The organism is Bradyrhizobium sp. ORS 278, assembly GCF_000026145.1.
Lineage (GTDB): Bacteria > Pseudomonadota > Alphaproteobacteria > Rhizobiales > Xanthobacteraceae > Bradyrhizobium.
The window spans coordinates 6,357,327-6,372,812 of sequence record NC_009445.1 but is presented as its reverse complement, the minus strand read 5'-3'; the positions used below and the strand labels follow the sequence as shown (position 1 = coordinate 6,372,812).

19 protein-coding genes are annotated in these 15,486 nt (G+C 64.7%); 12 read left to right on the top strand and 7 right to left on the bottom strand.

Annotated elements, in window-relative coordinates; all coding sequences use genetic code 11:
* Positions 1–494: 494 nt before the first annotated feature.
* The 6 genes from BRADO_RS28605 to BRADO_RS28580 all read left to right on the top strand — a co-directional run bounded on the left by BRADO_RS28605 (position 495) and on the right by BRADO_RS28580 (position 5,522).
* Complete coding sequence (locus BRADO_RS28605) at positions 495–1,409, top strand: amino acid ABC transporter substrate-binding protein (RefSeq protein WP_012029685.1); 915 nt, start codon at positions 495–497, stop codon at positions 1,407–1,409.
* Between the two features lie 124 nt (positions 1,410–1,533).
* On the top strand, positions 1,534–2,265 hold the full coding sequence (locus tag BRADO_RS28600; RefSeq protein ID WP_012029684.1) for an amino acid ABC transporter permease: 732 nt from the start codon (positions 1,534–1,536) through the stop codon (positions 2,263–2,265).
* A 1-nt stretch (position 2,266) separates the two neighbouring features.
* Positions 2,267–2,959 (top strand): amino acid ABC transporter permease, encoded by a 693-nt coding sequence (locus BRADO_RS28595; protein ID WP_012029683.1) that lies wholly within the window; start codon positions 2,267–2,269, stop codon positions 2,957–2,959.
* A 9-nt stretch (positions 2,960–2,968) separates the two neighbouring features.
* Positions 2,969–3,700: an amino acid ABC transporter ATP-binding protein gene (locus BRADO_RS28590; RefSeq protein WP_012029682.1), complete on the top strand. Its 732-nt coding sequence runs from the start codon at positions 2,969–2,971 to the stop codon at positions 3,698–3,700.
* A 268-nt stretch (positions 3,701–3,968) separates the two neighbouring features.
* Positions 3,969–4,829, top strand: coding sequence for a D-amino-acid transaminase (locus BRADO_RS28585; protein ID WP_012029681.1), 861 nt, complete (start codon positions 3,969–3,971; stop codon positions 4,827–4,829).
* A 93-nt stretch (positions 4,830–4,922) separates the two neighbouring features.
* Positions 4,923–5,522, top strand: a complete 600-nt coding sequence (locus BRADO_RS28580) for a DUF1080 domain-containing protein (RefSeq protein WP_173363517.1) — start codon at positions 4,923–4,925, stop codon at positions 5,520–5,522.
* On the opposite strand, the gene BRADO_RS35530 is transcribed toward BRADO_RS28580, so the two are convergent.
* The 3 genes from BRADO_RS35530 to BRADO_RS28570 all read right to left on the bottom strand — a co-directional run bounded on the left by BRADO_RS35530 (position 5,509) and on the right by BRADO_RS28570 (position 7,073).
* Entirely contained in the window at positions 5,509–5,667 is a 159-nt protein-coding gene (locus BRADO_RS35530; protein ID WP_173363516.1) for a hypothetical protein, read from the bottom strand. The two genes, BRADO_RS28580 and BRADO_RS35530, sit on opposite strands and share 14 nt — an antisense overlap.
* A gap of 71 nt (positions 5,668–5,738) precedes the next feature.
* Positions 5,739–6,338 carry an NAD(P)H:quinone oxidoreductase gene (gene wrbA, locus BRADO_RS28575; protein WP_012029679.1) on the bottom strand — a complete coding sequence of 200 codons (600 nt, stop codon included), beginning with the start codon at positions 6,336–6,338 and terminating at the stop codon, positions 5,739–5,741.
* A 36-nt stretch (positions 6,339–6,374) separates the two neighbouring features.
* The gene (locus BRADO_RS28570) at positions 6,375–7,073 is read right to left on the bottom strand and encodes a pirin family protein (protein WP_012029678.1); all 699 of its coding nucleotides are present in this window, start codon (positions 7,071–7,073) and stop codon (positions 6,375–6,377) included.
* Between the two features lie 127 nt (positions 7,074–7,200).
* Here BRADO_RS28570 and BRADO_RS28565 point away from each other — a divergent pair, with 127 nt between their 5' ends.
* Positions 7,201–8,109, top strand: coding sequence for a LysR family transcriptional regulator (locus tag BRADO_RS28565; protein ID WP_012029677.1), 909 nt, complete (start codon positions 7,201–7,203; stop codon positions 8,107–8,109).
* Positions 8,110–8,122: 13 nt separating this feature from the next.
* On the opposite strand, the gene BRADO_RS28560 is transcribed toward BRADO_RS28565, so the two are convergent.
* Positions 8,123–8,590 carry a YbaK/EbsC family protein gene (locus tag BRADO_RS28560; protein WP_012029676.1) on the bottom strand — a complete coding sequence of 156 codons (468 nt, stop codon included), beginning with the start codon at positions 8,588–8,590 and terminating at the stop codon, positions 8,123–8,125.
* 14 nt (positions 8,591–8,604) lie between these two features.
* Positions 8,605–9,489 carry a 4-hydroxyphenyl-beta-ketoacyl-CoA hydrolase gene (locus tag BRADO_RS28555; RefSeq protein ID WP_012029675.1) on the bottom strand — a complete coding sequence of 295 codons (885 nt, stop codon included), beginning with the start codon at positions 9,487–9,489 and terminating at the stop codon, positions 8,605–8,607.
* A 266-nt stretch (positions 9,490–9,755) separates the two neighbouring features.
* On the opposite strand from BRADO_RS28555, the gene ykgO reads away from it, so the two are divergent.
* From ykgO to BRADO_RS28540, 3 genes are all read left to right on the top strand, one after another.
* Entirely contained in the window at positions 9,756–9,881 is a 126-nt protein-coding gene (ykgO, locus tag BRADO_RS28550; RefSeq protein WP_006611362.1) for a type B 50S ribosomal protein L36, read from the top strand.
* Between the two features lie 96 nt (positions 9,882–9,977).
* Positions 9,978–10,622: a tetratricopeptide repeat protein gene (locus BRADO_RS28545; RefSeq protein ID WP_041757082.1), complete on the top strand. Its 645-nt coding sequence runs from the start codon at positions 9,978–9,980 to the stop codon at positions 10,620–10,622.
* 100 nt (positions 10,623–10,722) lie between these two features.
* Positions 10,723–10,983: a hypothetical protein gene (locus BRADO_RS28540; RefSeq protein WP_012029673.1), complete on the top strand. Its 261-nt coding sequence runs from the start codon at positions 10,723–10,725 to the stop codon at positions 10,981–10,983.
* Positions 10,984–11,044: 61 nt separating this feature from the next.
* Here the strand turns inward: BRADO_RS28540 and BRADO_RS28535 are convergent, their stop codons facing one another.
* Positions 11,045–11,227, bottom strand: a complete 183-nt coding sequence (locus tag BRADO_RS28535; RefSeq protein WP_006611365.1) for a hypothetical protein — start codon at positions 11,225–11,227, stop codon at positions 11,045–11,047.
* 251 nt (positions 11,228–11,478) lie between these two features.
* Here BRADO_RS28535 and BRADO_RS28530 point away from each other — a divergent pair, with 251 nt between their 5' ends.
* Complete coding sequence (locus BRADO_RS28530) at positions 11,479–12,438, top strand: alpha/beta fold hydrolase (protein ID WP_012029672.1); 960 nt, start codon at positions 11,479–11,481, stop codon at positions 12,436–12,438.
* Positions 12,439–12,500: 62 nt separating this feature from the next.
* On the opposite strand, the gene cycA is transcribed toward BRADO_RS28530, so the two are convergent.
* Positions 12,501–12,896, bottom strand: coding sequence for a cytochrome c-550 CycA (gene cycA, locus BRADO_RS28525; protein ID WP_012029671.1), 396 nt, complete (start codon positions 12,894–12,896; stop codon positions 12,501–12,503).
* Between the two features lie 202 nt (positions 12,897–13,098).
* On the opposite strand from cycA, the gene BRADO_RS28520 reads away from it, so the two are divergent.
* Complete coding sequence (locus BRADO_RS28520; protein WP_012029670.1) at positions 13,099–14,592, top strand: FAD-linked oxidase C-terminal domain-containing protein; 1,494 nt, start codon at positions 13,099–13,101, stop codon at positions 14,590–14,592.
* Positions 14,593–15,486 lie beyond the last annotated feature (894 nt).

The window sequence follows — 15,486 nt, the reverse complement described above, 5'->3', positions numbered from 1 at the left end:
CTAGGCAAGAGTTGTTGCGGCGATGTTCATCGCCTGCGGCCGCCCTTCGAGACGCCCGCTTTAGGCGGGCTCCTCAGGGCGAGGACTGGTGGATTTGATAAAGCTCGGTGGTGCCCCTCATGGTGAGGAGCGACGCGCCGATTGAGCAGACGTTAGTCAAGCTGACGGCGCGCGGCGCGTCTCGAACCATGAGGCCCGCCGGCCGCGGTTGCAGCGCGCCGGGGAACCGCTCGCGTGAGGCTTTCGTCTGGTCGTCCGACTGCTGTGGGCCTCGTAGTTTACCATCACGGCGTTTGGCGCGGCATCGGCCGGAACGTCTTGTCGAAGGGGATGCCCGACAGGCAATTTGTCGCAAGCGTCCGAGAACTTCCCGCCGCGGGGCGGTCTATGGTGCCCGCGCTCTCCCGGGCCGGAGATCGTCCGAAGCCGGGGCATTTTGAGTTTGTTCGGGTTCATGCAAGCATCCGGCACTCAGCCGAATTGAGGAGATACAGATGAAGCAGCTTCGCCTATTCGGCCTCGCCTTCGCCGCCGCGCTTTGCGCCGGCCAAGTGCAGGCGGAAGACCTGACGGGGACCTTGAAGACCATCAAGGAGACCGGTGCCATCACGCTCGGCGTCCGCGACTCCTCGATCCCATTCTCCTATCTCGACGACAATCAGAAGCCGGTCGGCTTCGCGATCGACATCTGCATGGGCATCGTCGATGCCGTGAAGAAGGAGCTCAAGCTCGACAAGCTCGAGGTCAAGCTCAACCCGGTGACGTCGTCGACGCGCATCCCGCTGCTCGCCAACGGCACCATCGACCTGGAATGCGGCTCGACCACCAACAATGCCGAGCGCCAGAAGCAGATCTCCTTCACCAACACCCACTTCCTGACGGCGAGCCGCTACGTCTCGAAGAAGGCGAGCAACATCACCAAGATCGATGATCTGAAGGGCAAGCCGGTCGTATCGACCGCCGGCACCACCAACATCAAGCAGCTGACCGAGGCCAATGCCGCGCGCGGCCTCGGCATCAACATCATCCCGGCCAAGGATCACGCCGAAGCCTTCCTGATGGTCGAGACCGATCGCGCGGTGGCCTTCGTGATGGACGACATCCTGCTCGCCAGCCTCGTCGCCAGCTCGAAGGATCCGGCCGCCTACGTCATCTCCAGCGACGCGTTCTCCAAGCCCGAGCCCTACGGAATCATGCTGCGCAAGGACGATCCGCAGTTCAAGAAGGTCGTCGATGCCGCCACCGCCAAGATCTACACCAGCGGCGAGGGCGCCAAGCTGTACGACAAATGGTTCATGCAGAAGATCCCGCCGAAGGGCCTGAACCTGAATACCCCGATCTCCGCCGAGCTGAAGGCCGAGTTCGCCAAGCCGTCGGATTCGCCGGACCCGGAATCGTACAAGCCGTAAGTTAGGCCAACTCCCGCGGCAAACTCGCTGCGCCCCTCCCCCTTGCGGGGAGTGGAGCGCAGCGTCGCTCGTGGCGACGTCCCGTGATCCGGCTAACGAGTCAGTTTTTCCTCAGGACAACCCCGTGAACTACACCTGGAACTGGCACATCTTCCTGGAGCCGAACCCGACCGGGGCCGGCACCTATTTCGACATGCTGCTGGCGGGGCTGAAGGTCACGATCGTGACCTCGCTGTCGGCCTGGTTGATCGCGCTGATCTTCGGCACGATCGTCGGCATCCTGCGCTCGCTGCCGTCGAAGCTCGCGGGCTGGATCGGCTTCCTCTACGTCGAATTCTTCCGCAACATGCCGCTGCTGGTGCAGCTGTTCCTGTGGTTCTTCGTGCTGCCGGAGCTGTTGCCGCGCGCCGCCGGCCTGTGGCTGAAGCAGATGCCGAATGCGCCGTTCTTTACAGCCGCGGTCGGCATCGGCCTGTTCATGTCGGCGCGCGTCGCGGTGCAGCTGGCGGCCGGTATCGGATCGCTGCCGCGCGGACAGAAGATGGCCGCGACCGCGCTGGGGCTGACCACCTTGCAGGTCTATCGCTATGTGCTGCTGCCAATGGCCTTCCGCATCATCCTGCCGCCGCTGACGTCGGAGTTCCTCAACACCGTCAAGAACAGCGCGGTGGCCATCACCATCGGCTTGATCGAGCTGACCGGCGCGGCGCGCGCGATGCAGGAATTCTCCTTCCAGGTGTTCGAGGCGTTCAGCGCGGCGACCCTGATGTATCTCGTCATCAACATCATCGTCGTGATCGGCATGCGCCTGCTGGAGCGCGCGGTGGCGATCCCTGGCTACATCACGGGCAAATGAGATGCTGGCCAATTTCGACTTCGACGTCATCCGCCGCTCGCTGAGCTACCTGTTCATCGACGGCATGACTTTCACGCTGACGCTGACCGCGCTGTCGGCGTTCGGCGGTCTCGTGTTCGGCACCTTGATCGCGATGATGCGGCTGTCGGGCTATCGCGTGATGGGCTGGATCGCCGGGCTCTATGTCGACTTCATGCGCTCGCTGCCGCTGGTGCTGGTGATCTTCTGGTTCTACTTCCTGGTCCCCTATATCGGGCAGTGGATCACCGGCTCGTCCAGGCCGATCAAGGTCGGCGCCTTCGCCTCGTCCTTGATCACCTTCATCATGTTCGAGGCGGCGTATTTCTCCGAGATCATGCGGGCCGGCATCCAGTCGATCTCGCGGGGACAGCCGGCCGCGGCCTCGGCGCTCGGCCTCACTTACGCGCAGACCATGCGCTACGTCGTGCTGCCGCAAGCGTTCCGCAACATGCTGCCGGTGCTGCTGACCCAGACAATCGTGCTGTTCCAGGACACCTCGCTGGTCTACGTGCTCTCGATCCCGGACTTCCTCGGCGCGGCGTCGAAGGTGGCGCAGCGCGACGGCCGGCTGGTCGAGATGTACCTGTTCGCCGCATTGGTCTACTTCACCATCTCCTGCATCGCGTCCTACGGCGTCCGCCGCCTGCAGTCGCGCATCGCCATCATCAGGTAGTCGGCTCCCATGATCGAAATCAGCCACGTCAACAAATGGTACAGCCCGACCTTCCAGGTGCTGAAGGACTGCACCACGTCCGTCGCCAAGGGCGAGGTCGTGGTGGTCTGCGGCCCCTCGGGCTCGGGCAAGTCGACCCTGATCAAATGCGTCAACGCGCTGGAGCCGTTCCAGGACGGCACGATCACGATCGACGGCCTCAAGGTCAATGATCCCAAGACCAACCTGCCGAAGCTGCGCTCGCGCGTCGGCATGGTATTCCAGCACTTCGAGCTGTTTCCGCATTTGACGATCATCGAGAATCTCTGCCTCGCCCAGCAGAAGGTGCTGGGGCGCGGCCGCGAGGAAGCGATCGCCAAGGGCCGGAAGCTTCTCGAGCGCGTCGGGCTGAAGGAGCAGGCGGAGAAGTTTCCGGCGCAGCTGTCCGGCGGCCAGCAGCAGCGCGTCGCCATTGCACGCGCGCTCGCGATGGACCCGATCGCGATGCTGTTCGACGAGCCGACCTCGGCGCTCGACCCGGAGATGATCAGCGAGGTGCTCGACGTCATGGTCGACCTCGCTCGCGAGGGCATGACCATGATGGTCGTCACCCACGAGATGGGTTTTGCCAGGAAAGTCGCCCACCGCGTCATCTTCATGGACCGCGGCGAGATCGTCGAGGACGCCAAGAAGGAAGACTTCTTCGGCCAACCCCGCAGCGAGCGCGCGCAGCAGTTCTTGTCGAAGATCCTGTCGCACTGATTTTTGGGGTTCTACGCGAGCTGTCGCGCCGACGGCGGTCAGCTCCCTCTCCCCGTTCTTCACGGGGAGAGGGTTGGGGTGAGGGGCAGCCGCACGGGAGGTGCATGCCGTGAGACCTGTACCCCCTCACCCGGATCGCATCTGACGATGCGATCCGACCTCTCCCCGCATCCGCCTTCGCTCTTCGAGCTACGGCGGACAAGAGCGGGGAGAGGTGAAGAGAGAGCGGTGTACTCGTCGTACACTTCGTACATAAGGAGAAGTTACCTTGGACCCGATCGCTTACGTCAACGGCACCTTTGTGCCGCTCTCCGAGGCCAAGGTCTCGGTGCTCGATCGCGGCTTCCTGTTCGCCGACGGCATCTATGAAGTCGCCGCCGTGCTCGACGGCAAGCTGGTCGACAGCGAGTCCCATCTCGCCCGCCTGGAACGCTCCGTCGGCGAGATCGGCCTCGCGCTGCCGGAGAGTCTGTCGCGCATCGAGGAACTGCAAAAAGAGCTGGTCGCGCGCAACCAACTCGACCAGGGCATGGTCTACCTCCAGGTCACCCGCGGCGCCGACAAGGGCCGCGACTTCCCGTTCCCCAAGGGTGACGTCAAGCCGACCCTGGTGATGTTCGTCACGGCGAAGAACATCGTCGATGCGCCCTCGGCCAAGACCGGCATCGGCGTCATTACCGTCCCCGACATCCGCTGGGCACGCCGCGACATCAAGAGCGTCGCGCTGCTCGCACAGGTGCTGGCGAAGCAGGCGGCGGCAGCCGCCGGCGCCAGCGAGGCCTGGATGGTGGAGGACGGCCATGTCACCGAGGGCGGCTCGTCGTCGACCTTCATCCTGACCCAGGACGATGTCATCGTCACCCGGCCGAACTCGAACGCCATCCTGCCGGGCTGCACCCGCAAGGCGGTTGTCAAGCTCGCCGAGGAGCGCCAGCTCAAGGTCGAGGAGCGGCTGTTCACGGTCGAAGAGGCGCTCGCCGCCAAGGAAGCCTTCATCACCAGCGCCAGCTCGTTCGTGCAGCCGGTGGTCACGATCGACGGCAAGCCGGTCGGCGACGGCAAGGTGGGGCCGGTGGCGACGCGGCTGCGCGAGATCTATGTCGATTTTGCGCGTGCCACGGCGGTGTAGTTGAGAGAGCAGGTGCAGCATCGAAACTCGTTTGCATTGTCCGGCGCTTTGCTATCGTGGCGGAGCAACACAAGAATGCAGGGAGGAGTTTCGATGCGTAAATGCTGGGGCGTGCTCGCGGCTGGTGTGGTGATGACGGGCGCTGCGTTGACGATGATCCGGGCGGCATCGGCCGATGACGGCTGGGTCACTCTGGTCGACGGCGACAAGAAGGTGGAGTTCACCGAGGTCGGGAAGGCCAATTGGGAGGCCAAGGACGGCGCGCTGATGGCCGACAAGCTCGATGGCAAGGATCCGTCCTATCTGGTGACCAAGACCAGCTACAAGGATTTCCAGATCAAGGCCGAGTTCTGGGTCGACGATGCCGCCAACAGCGGCATCTTCATCCGTTGCGACCAGGCGGACAAGATCGACTCCAACATCTGCTACGAGGTCAACATCTTCGACAAGCGGCCCGACCCGAAATACGGCACCGGCGCGATCGTGGACGTCTCGAAGGTCGATCCGATGCCGAAGGCCGGCGGCAAGTGGAATACATATGAGATCACCGCCAAGGGCACACGGCTGACCGTGATCTTCAACGGCGAGAAGACCGCCGATGTCGATGACAGCAAGCACGCGGCAGGTCCCATCGCCCTGCAATACGGCTCCGGCATCGTGAAGTTCAAGAAGGTGCAGATCAAGCCGCTGTAGCGGCTTTGGCGGCCGCGCATTCCGGGCAGCGGCGCTGGCCTCGGCTCGCGCGATAGAGGCCCTTGCAGTACCAATGGCGCGCCATCATCTGCAGGGGATGGCGGGCCAGCCGGGCCAGCGTCACCAGTTCAAGCATGGCGGGCATTGCGGACTCCACGACTTTCTTTCGATGAGATGGGGCGGCACTTCGAAGCCAGAAGTGCCGCCCCGGTCGCATCAGCCATGCAGCTTCTTTGCGGTTTCGGCGATCACGCGCCCCTGATAGCGCGCCCCCGCCAGTTCGTTCTCGCTCGGCTGCCGGCTGCCATCGCCGCCGGTGATCGTGGTCGCGCCGTAAGGCGAGCCGCCGGTGACCTCGTCGAGCTTCATCTGGCCGGCAAAGCCGTAGTTGAGGCCGACGATGGTCATGCCGAAGTGCAGCAGGTTGGTGATGATCGTGAACAGCGTGGTCTCCTGGCCGCCATGCTGGGTCGCGGTCGAAGTGAAGGCACCGCCGACCTTGCCGTTCAGCGCACCCTTGGCCCAGAGGCCGCCGGCCTGGTCGAGGAAATTGGCCATCTGCGAGGCCATGCGGCCGAAGCGTGTGCCGGTGCCAACGATGATCGCGTCGTAGTCGGCGAGCTCCTCGATCTTGGCGATCGGCGCGGCCTGGTCCAGCTTGTAGTACGAGGCCTTGGCGACGTCGTCCGGCACGAGCTCCGGCACGCGCTTGATGTCGACGGTGGCGCCGGCCTCGCGGGCGCCTTCGGCGACGGCATTGGCCATCGCTTCGATGTGGCCATAGGCGGAGTAGTAGAGGACGAGAACCTTGGTCATGGCAGTCTCCGTGGGTATGAAGCTGAAAAGAAGCGGTTAAGCGGCGTCCACCAGCACCAGCTCGGAATCCTCGAGCGCGGTGATCTTGAGCGTGGCCTCGTCGCGGATGGCGGCGCCGTCCCGGGCGTTGACTCGGACGCCGTTGACTTCGACGCTGCCGGCGGCGGGCACGAGATAGATATGCCGCGCTTTGTCGGCACTGTATTCGGCGGTTTCGCCGGCCCTCAGCGTGGTGCCGAGCACGCGCGCCTTGGCGCGGATCGGCAGCGCATCGGCGTCATCAGCGAATCCCGAGGCGAGCGTGACCAGCTTGCCGGAGCGGTCGGACTTCGGGAACGGCTTGGCGCCCCAGGTGGGCTGGCCGCCATCGGTGGTCGGCTCGATCCAGATCTGGAAAATTCGCGTCGTGGTCGGCTCGAGATTGTATTCGGAGTGGCGGATGCCGCTGCCTGCGCTCATCACCTGAACGTCGCCGGCTTCGGTGCGGCCCTTGTTGCCGAGGCTGTCCTGGTGCGTGATCGCGCCTTCACGGACATAGGTGATGATTTCCATGTTGCGATGGGGATGCGCCGGGAAGCCGGTGTTCGGCGCGATCTCGTCGTCGTTCCAGACGCGCAGCGCGCCATGGCCCATGTTGCTGGGGTCGTAATAGCTCGCGAAAGAGAAGTGGTGCCTGGCCTTCAGCCAGCCGTGGTCGGCGCCGCCCAGCGCCGCAAAGGGCTTGAGTTCGATCATGGGTCTGCTCCTCAGGTTGCAACGGCGGACTGGCCGCGTCGCGTTGGGCATTGGAATAAGGGAGCGGTCGGAGTATATAAATAGAAACTGTTGAAACCTATTGTTTCCAAAAACGAGATTTGAGTCGATGGCGCGACTTCCGGATTTCGAGGCGATGGCGATCTTCGCCAAGGTCGTCGAGCTGCGCTCGTTTGCCGGAGCTGCGCAGGAGCTGAGCCTCTCCAAAGCCTCGGTCTCGAAGGCGGTCAGCCGGCTCGAGGAGCGCCTGGGCACGCGGCTGTTCAACCGGACGTCGCGGCGGCTGGCGCTGACCGATGCCGGCCAGCGCCTCTCCGAGCGTGCGGCACAGCTGCTCGCCGATGGCGAGGCCGCGGAGACCGAGGCGCTGGCGCAGTCATTGACGCCGCGGGGCCTGGTGCGCTTCGCGGTGCCGATGACCTTCGGCGTCAAGAAGATCGCTCCGCTGCTGCCGGCCTTCCTGGAGCAGTACCCCGAGGTCTCGATCGACCTGCATATGAGTGATGCCACCGTCGACCTGATCGGCGAGGGTTTCGACCTCGCTTTGCGTATCGCGCGCCTGCCGGATTCCTCGCTCGTCGCGCGCCGGCTCTGTCCGATGCCGCGCTACACGGTGGCTGCGCCATCCTACCTGAAGCGCCACGGGCGGCCGACGCATCCGATGCATCTCGCCGAGCACAAATGCTTCGGCTACGCCTATCTCTCGACGGCCGGCGTCTGGCACTACACCAATGCCGCGGGCGAGCCGGCGAGCGTGCGCCCCGCCGGACAGCTGCGCGTCAACAATGGCGAGGCGCTGTTGCCGGCGGTGCTGGCGGGGCTCGGGATCGCCGATCTGCCGGACTTCATCGTCGGTGATGCCATCGCGTCGGGCGAGGTCGAGGTTGTGCTGGAGGGCTGGAGCCAGCCGGAGGGCGCGATGCATCTGGTGATGCCGCCCGGCGGCCCGCGGCCGGCGCGGGTCGAGGTGCTCTCGGAGTTCCTGGTCAAAGAGCTCGCAAAAGCAAAGAAGCGGTGATCGCGTGCGCCGCTCAGGCCTGCACCTCGCAGACGTCGACCCATTCGGCCGATGTCAGCTCGGCCATCCGCTCCGGCGTGATCTTCACCGCGCTGTGGGTGGAGCCTGCCGCTGGCACCACGATGTCGAATGCCTTCAGCGAGAGATCGCAATACACCGGCAGCGGCGACTTCAGCCCGAACGGGCAGACCCCGCCGACCTCGTGGCCGGTGATGTCGGCGACCTCGTCGAGGCCGAGCATCTTCGGCTTGCCGCCGAACAGTGCCTTGACCTTCTTGTTGTCCATCCGCGCATGGCCCGCCGCGACGATCAGGATGACGCGGTCGCCGACACGCAGCGAGAGTGTCTTGGCGATGCGTGCGGGCTCGACGCCATAGGCCTCAGCCGCGAGCGCGACGGTGGCCGAACTATGGGCGGAGACGAGCACCTCGATGTTGGGGGCCTTTTCGGCGAAGAACGCGCGGACGGATTCGAGGCTCATGCTGGCTGACGATCTCAGATCCCGAGCAGCTTGCGGGCGTTGGCCTTCAGCACCTTCGGCCGGATCTCCTCGCGGATCTCCAGCTTGGCGAAATCGGCCAGCCAGCGGTCCGGCGTGATGACGGGCCAGTCGGAGCCGAACAGCATCTTGTCCTGCAGGATCGAGTTGATGTAGCGCACCAGGATTGGCGGGAAGTACTTCGGCGACCAGCCCGACAGGTCGATGTAGACGTTCGGCTTGTGGGTCGCGACCGACAGCGCCTCCTCCTGCCAGGGGAAGGAGGGGTGGGCGAGGATGATCTTGAGGTCGGGGAAATCGGCCGCGACGTCGTCCATGTACATAGGGTTCGAATATTTCAGCCGCATCCCCATGCCGCCCGGCATGCCCGAGCCGACGCCGGTCTGTCCGGTGTGGAACAGCGCGATCGCGCCGCCCTCATTGATCGCCTCGTAGAGCGGATAGGCGAGACGGTCGTTGGCGTAGAAGCCCTGCATCGTCGGATGAAACTTGAAGCCGCGGACGCCATACTCCTCGATCAGCTTGCGCGCCTCGCGCACGCCGAGCTTGCCCTTGTGCGGGTCGATGGAGACGAACGGGATCAGCACATCGAGATGGTCGGAGGCGACCTCGAGCATCTCGTAATTGTTGTAGCGGCGGAAGCCGGTCTCGCGCTCGGCATCGACCGGGAAGATCACGGCCGCGATGTTCTTGGAGCGGTAATAGGCCGCGGTTTCCGGCACGGTCGGCGGATGCTTGTGCGGCGACTTGAAGTACTCGGCCATCTGGGCCTGGAAATCGTCGTAGCCGTCATCCGCATGCATGCCGCAGGGCTCCTCGGCATGGGTGTGGATGTCGATGGCGACGACGTCGTCGATCTTGGGCAGAGCGAGCTTGGGCATGGGCGTTCCCGGCGGTTGGTTCTTGGCTTTGTAAAATTGATTATACCATATAACGAATTTGGCAATCGGCAATTGGGCCGCCTGCCGAGTTCCGATCTCCTCCACCGGCCGGCCTCTGTTGAAGCCGGCGCCACAATCGTTGACATCCGCCGGGCCGGTGGCTAGAAACCGGCCACTCCGGGCGACCTAGTCGCCAGCGGAAATCCATTCCTATTTGCCACTTCCGGCCTGTCCAACACGGCCTTTCAAACGCATCAGGATGTCCCATGAAGGTCCGTAACTCGCTGAAGTCGCTGCGTGGCCGCCACCGTGCCAACCGTCTGGTCCGCCGCAAGGGCCGCGTCTATGTGATCAACAAGGTCCAGCGCCGCTTCAAGGCGCGCCAGGGCTGATCCCGTAGTTTCCCCCTCGCCATGAGGGGCTTTCTCACAGGTCTTTGAGGCGTGTCCTGCTTTGCAGGACGCGCCGACTGCGTTTAGACTTGAGGGATGGTCAAGCGATCCTTGCGGGCGCTCCTGCTCGCCACCCTTGTGTCCTCGGTTCCGGTTCTTTCGGCTCCGCACCTTGCCTTCGCGCAGGGTGAACCTCGATCGGCCGTCAAGCCCAAGCCTCCCGAGGCGCCCCCGAAGCTGCCCAAGGTCGGTGCCGACAAGACCAAGGGCCTCGATTTCCTGTTCGGCGCCTTGAAGGCGGCCCCCGACGAGATCAGCGCCAAGCACGTCGAGGCTCGGATCTGGGCGATCTGGCTGCAGACCCCCAGCGACACCGTCGCGCTGCTGATGGCGCGGTCCAAGGCCGCGATGGACGCGAAGCAGAACGAGGTCGCGCTCAAGCTGCTGGATTCGGTGATCAAGCTGCGGCCCGACTATGTCGAGGCCTGGAACCGCCGGGCCACCATATATTACCTCCAGAACGACTATGGCCGTTCGCTCTCGGACATCCAGCAGGTGCTGGTCAGGGAGCCGCGGCACTTCGGCGCGCTCGCCGGCCTCGGCATGATCATGCAGGACCTCGGCGAGGAAAAACGGGCGCTTGATGCCTTCCGCAAGGCGCTCGACGTCAATCCGCACCTCGAGAAGGTGCCGGAGCTGGTCAAAACCCTGACCGAGAAGGTCGAGGGCCGCGACATCTAGCCGTAACGGCCGATTAACCATGTCTGGACGGCCGTCCTTGCCGGTCCGGCCGCGCGAGCCTAGCTGCCTTGAATCGAGGAAGGTCGGCAGGAGAGACGCGATGCGGCGTGCGGTGCTGACGGCAGCGCTGGTGATGATGATGGCTTCAACCGCTTCGACCGTGGTCTGGGCCGAGGATCCGGATTTGTTCTGGGTGGTCGGAAACCGCGCCGCAAATCGCTGCGAGATCGTGACCAGCAACCCCGTCATCATTGGGGACATCTGGTTCGCGTCAGGGCCGTTCAAGTCGAAAGACGACGCCAAGCTGGCGCGCTCGACGATCAACGCGTGCCCGAACAAGGACGTGACGCAGGAAGACTGAACGCAGGATAACTGAACGCCAGAGGACTGGTCGGCGGCGTGATCCGCCCCGGTCAGCCCGATCAGTGAAACGCGGTGCTGCGGCGCTCCGGCATGCCGTACTGCGCGGCTGCGGCATACAGCTGCGCGATCTCGGCCTCGAGATGCTCGTTGACCAGCAGCAGCGCCTTCAGCGCGCCGCGGATATCGCCGTTGCAGCTCGCGACGATCTCGTCGATCGCTGACTCGCTTGAACGAAAGCTCATCGGTAACCCCCTCCCAAAACACCAAACAAAACGCAGGGCCGGTCATCGTAGTTCGACGCCACAATGACCCGACCGGAAGTAATTCACGGTCATCAGCCGATTGCGAGGAAAAGTCCCGACCATGGTTATAAAATGGCCGACGACGCGGTGATGACAGGTTTCCCGGGCTAAACGACCGGATGCGGCCAGTGGATCTGCAACCCGCGCCGGTCGCGTCCGTAACTGTCTTGGTGACAGGCAGAAAACTCTCAATGATTTCAATGTTCTTAGTGGGCATTCTGGCAGTGCTCGCGCTCATCACCCGTGCCGGCGTCGCCCTCGTCGAGCGCCGGTACCCGGCGCAGGGGCAGGTCATCGATGTCAACGGCGCCCGCATCAATCTTGTGGATATCGGGCCGCGCGACGTCCGGACGCCGCCTTTGTTGCTGCTTCACGGCGCCAGCTCGAACCTCGAGGCGATGCGCAAGCCGCTCGGCGACATGCTCGCGCAGCGGCATCGGGTGCTGCTGGTCGACCGTCCCGGCCATGGCTGGAGTCCGCGCATGCGCGAGGAGGACTCCACGCCGGCCGCGCAGGCGCGGATGCTGAACGAGGCGCTCGGCCGGCTCGATGTCGGGCCGGTGATCCTGGTGGTGCACTCCTGGAGCGGCGCTCTCGGCCTGCGCATGGCGCTGGATTTCCCGGAGCGGGTCGCCGGTCTCGTGATGCTGGCGCCGGTGGCCTATCCCTGGCGCGGCGGGGTCGGGCAATACAACGCGGCCGTCACGACGCCGGTCATCGGCCCGCTGCTGGCCCACACCATCACTCTGCCGCTCGGGCTTGCGCTGATGGGGCCGGGCGCCCGCGGCGTGTTTGCGCCGCAGCCGTTGCCGGATGATTTCGTCGACCAGAGCGCGACGCCGCTGCTGCTGCGCCCGCGCGAGTTCCTGGCCAATGCGCGCGACCTCGTCACCCTCAAGCAGGCGGTGATCGAGCAGGCGCCGCGCTATGGCGAGATCAAGGCGCCGGTCACGATCCTGGCCGGCGATGCCGACAAGACAGTCTACACCGACATCCATGCGCGGCGGCTGGCGGAGGTGTTGCCGCAGACCCGCCTGATCGTCGTGCCCGACCTCGGCCACATGGTCCAGAATGCGGTGCCGGAGCTCGTCGCCGACGAGGTCGACCGGATGGCCGGCGCGCTCACCGCGACCGAGGCTGCCGCGCCTTGAAAACGAAAAAGCCCCGGCGCGCGGCCGGGGCTTCGAAGGCGGAGCGGACGTGGCGCGGCCGCTTACTGCTTCTGCTTGCCGTCCTTGTCGAACGACGAGACATAGGCCCAGAGGTTGTTGACCTCGGTCTCGTTCTTGATGCCGGCGAAGGTCATCTTGGTGCCTGGGATCTTGGCCTTCGGATCCTTGATGTATTCCTTGAACACGGCCTCGTTCCAGGTGATGCCCGAGTTCTTGTTGGCTTCGGAATAATTGTAGTCCGGCACGGTGCCCGACTTGCGGCCGTCGAGGCCGTTCAGCTCCGGGCCCACCTTGTTCTTCGCACCCTCGCCGATCGCATGGCAGGGCAGGCACTTGTTGAAGGACGTCTTGCCGGCGGCCGCGTCCTGCGCCAGCGCGGCAGTGGCCAGCGACGACGTGGCGAAAATGACGAACGCGCTCAAAGTCAGTTTCTTCATGGATCAGGCTCTGTGGGTTACGAGACGAATGGGTGGGCAGGTTGTTGCATGGCCTCAGGCGACGCACAAGCGCCGAAGCGGCGACCGGAATCAGCACATCGGCGAAGCTTGCTCTGTCGCAAACAACGCAGCTGATCCGCTGCCTGTTCAAACCGTTTCCGTTGTGCTTGATATCCAACAGAAATCGATCCGGAGGACCACGATGGCCATCATGATGCCGGAAGCTGATCAGGCGGTGCTGGCGCGCCGCGGCGACATCGTCGCTGCACTGCGCGCGATCGTGCCGGGCGAGGGCGTCATCGACAGTGCCGCCGAGATGCTGCCCTATGAGTCCGACGGATTGATGGCCTATCGCCAGCCGCCGATGGTCGTGGTGCTGCCGGAGACCACGGCACAGGTTTCGCAGGTTCTGAGATATTGCCACGGCCAAGGCATCAAGGTGGTTCCGCGCGGCTCCGGAACCTCGCTGTCCGGCGGTGCCTTGCCGCTGGCTGATGGCGTGCTGCTTGGGCTGGGCAAGTTCAAGCGCATCCGCGAGATCGACTTCGATAACCGCGTCGTCGTCACCGAGCCTGGAGTCACCAACCTCGCCATCAGCCAGGCGGTGGCGCATGCCGGCTTCTACTACGCGCCCGACCCGTCGTCGCAGATCGCCTGCTCGATCGGCGGCAATGTCGCGGAGAATTCCGGCGGCGTGCACTGCCTGAAATACGGCATGACCACCAACAACGTGCTCGGCTGCGAGCTCGTGCTGATGAATGGCGAGGTGTTGCGCATCGGAGGCAAGTGCACGGAGAATGCCGGCTATGATCTGATGGGCCTGATCACCGGCTCGGAGGGGCTGCTCGGCGTGGTCACCGAGGTCACCGTGCGCATCCTGCAAAAACCGGAGACGGCGCGCGCGCTGATGGTCGGCTTCACGCAAGTCGAGGCCGCCGGCGAATGCGTCGCGCGCATCATCGGCGCCGGCATCATCCCCGGCGGCATGGAGATGATGGACAAGCCGGCGATCCACGCCGCCGAGGCCTTCGTCCATGCCGGCTATCCGCTCGACGTCGAGGCGCTCTTGATCATCGAGCTCGACGGCCCCGGCGTCGAGGTCGACGAGCTGATCAGTCGCGTCGAGGCCATCGCCAACGGCTGCGGCTCGACCACCTGCCGGATCTCCACCTCCGAGGCCGAGCGCAACCTGTTCTGGGCCGGCCGCAAGGCGGCGTTCCCCGCGGTCGGGCGCATCTCGCCGGACTATCTCTGCATGGACGGCACCATCCCGCGCGGCGCGCTGCCGAAGGCGCTCGCGCGCATCCGCGAGCTGTCGGAAAAATATCAGCTCGGCTGCGCCAACGTCTTCCATGCCGGCGACGGCAATCTGCATCCGCTGATCCTCTACGACGCCAACAAGCCCGGCGAGATGGAGCGCGCCGAAGCCTTCGGCGCCGACATCCTGCGCTGCTGCGTCGAGCTCGGCGGCGTCCTCACCGGCGAGCACGGTGTCGGCATCGAGAAGCGCGACCTGATGCCCGACATGTTCACCGAGATCGACCTCAACCAGCAGCAGCGCGTGAAATGCGCGTTCGATCATTTGGGCCTGCTGAATCCGGGCAAGGTGTTTCCGACCCTGCACCGCTGCGCCGAGCTCGGACGGATGCACGTGCACGCCGGCAAGCTGGCGTTTCCGGATCTGCCGCGGTTCTGAGGCGCGCAGGCCTTTCCGCGCCGTCATTGCGAGCGCAGCGAAGCAATCCAGGGGCGTAGGCGGGACTCTGGATTGCTTCCGCCTTCGAGCTTCGGCGGACAAGTCGCTTCGCTCGCAATGACAGCGGAGAGAGTCCGACTCCATATCCGCCCGATCACGCGACGACGAAATCGTAGGGTGGGCAAAGCGCCGCCGAAAGGCGGCGCGTGCCCACCGTCCATCAGCGCCCCGTGCGTCAAGACGGTGGGCACGGCGCCACTGCGATCGTGCGCGAGGAAAACTCCGTGCCTCGCCTTTGCCCACCCTACGGCTCCGTCGCTTGTCTCTCCCCACGTCACCTGCCCGATCGCGCCCACGCTCTCTCCCCACGTCATTCCGGGGCGCCCGCAGGGCGAGCCCGGAATCCATAACCACAGGCCGCTATGTGAGGCACGCCGGCAGCTCCACCTCGCTCCACCAACATCCGCTCGTGGATATGGATTCCGGGCTCATCGCTGCGCGATGCCCCGGAATGACGGTGGAGAGAGCCTGCCTTCATCCATATTCCACCCTTCAGACACACGCCCGCAATCCCGCGGCGTCCTCCGCCCAGGTGATGCGTCCGTCCGCCCCCCAAACCAAACGAGAGGGCACGGGGAATGCCGGGTGAAGGCCTCACCCATGGCCCGCCTGCAACAAAAAAAGCAGGCGGCAGTCACCACAGGTTCAGCCGAACATCCGGCATTCCCCGCGTGGCGGTCTTAACGCTTATACGTGCTCGCCCCGGGGATCGGCGTTCTTGTCCCCGTCGCCGACGCGACGCGCCAAGGCGTCATCGCCGGCTTAGCCTCAGCACCGGGAGGCCAGGCCTACACGATTTCACGTCCGCATCGGACTCGTTCGTCGGCGCGACAC

Bases quoted from the DNA above. Each gene is read 5' to 3' on its own strand.
- BRADO_RS28605 (WP_012029685.1), top strand. From the start codon at position 495: ATGAAGCAGCTTCGCCTATTCGGCCTCGCCTTCGCCGCCGCGCTTTGC.
- BRADO_RS28595 (WP_012029683.1), top strand. From the start codon at position 2,267: ATGCTGGCCAATTTCGACTTCGACGTCATCCGCCGCTCGCTGAGCTAC.
- BRADO_RS28590 (WP_012029682.1), top strand. From the start codon at position 2,969: ATGATCGAAATCAGCCACGTCAACAAATGGTACAGCCCGACCTTCCAG.
- BRADO_RS28580 (WP_173363517.1), top strand. From the start codon at position 4,923: ATGCGTAAATGCTGGGGCGTGCTCGCGGCTGGTGTGGTGATGACGGGC.
- BRADO_RS35530 (WP_173363516.1), bottom strand. From the start codon at position 5,667: ATGCCCGCCATGCTTGAACTGGTGACGCTGGCCCGGCTGGCCCGCCAT.
- wrbA (WP_012029679.1), bottom strand. From the start codon at position 6,338: ATGACCAAGGTTCTCGTCCTCTACTACTCCGCCTATGGCCACATCGAA.
- BRADO_RS28570 (WP_012029678.1), bottom strand. From the start codon at position 7,073: ATGATCGAACTCAAGCCCTTTGCGGCGCTGGGCGGCGCCGACCACGGC.
- BRADO_RS28565 (WP_012029677.1), top strand. From the start codon at position 7,201: ATGGCGCGACTTCCGGATTTCGAGGCGATGGCGATCTTCGCCAAGGTC.
- BRADO_RS28560 (WP_012029676.1), bottom strand. From the start codon at position 8,590: ATGAGCCTCGAATCCGTCCGCGCGTTCTTCGCCGAAAAGGCCCCCAAC.
- BRADO_RS28555 (WP_012029675.1), bottom strand. From the start codon at position 9,489: ATGCCCAAGCTCGCTCTGCCCAAGATCGACGACGTCGTCGCCATCGAC.
- ykgO (WP_006611362.1), top strand. From the start codon at position 9,756: ATGAAGGTCCGTAACTCGCTGAAGTCGCTGCGTGGCCGCCACCGTGCC.
- BRADO_RS28545 (WP_041757082.1), top strand. From the start codon at position 9,978: ATGGTCAAGCGATCCTTGCGGGCGCTCCTGCTCGCCACCCTTGTGTCC.
- BRADO_RS28540 (WP_012029673.1), top strand. From the start codon at position 10,723: ATGCGGCGTGCGGTGCTGACGGCAGCGCTGGTGATGATGATGGCTTCA.
- BRADO_RS28535 (WP_006611365.1), bottom strand. From the start codon at position 11,227: ATGAGCTTTCGTTCAAGCGAGTCAGCGATCGACGAGATCGTCGCGAGC.
- BRADO_RS28530 (WP_012029672.1), top strand. From the start codon at position 11,479: ATGATTTCAATGTTCTTAGTGGGCATTCTGGCAGTGCTCGCGCTCATC.
- cycA (WP_012029671.1), bottom strand. From the start codon at position 12,896: ATGAAGAAACTGACTTTGAGCGCGTTCGTCATTTTCGCCACGTCGTCG.
- BRADO_RS28520 (WP_012029670.1), top strand. From the start codon at position 13,099: ATGGCCATCATGATGCCGGAAGCTGATCAGGCGGTGCTGGCGCGCCGC.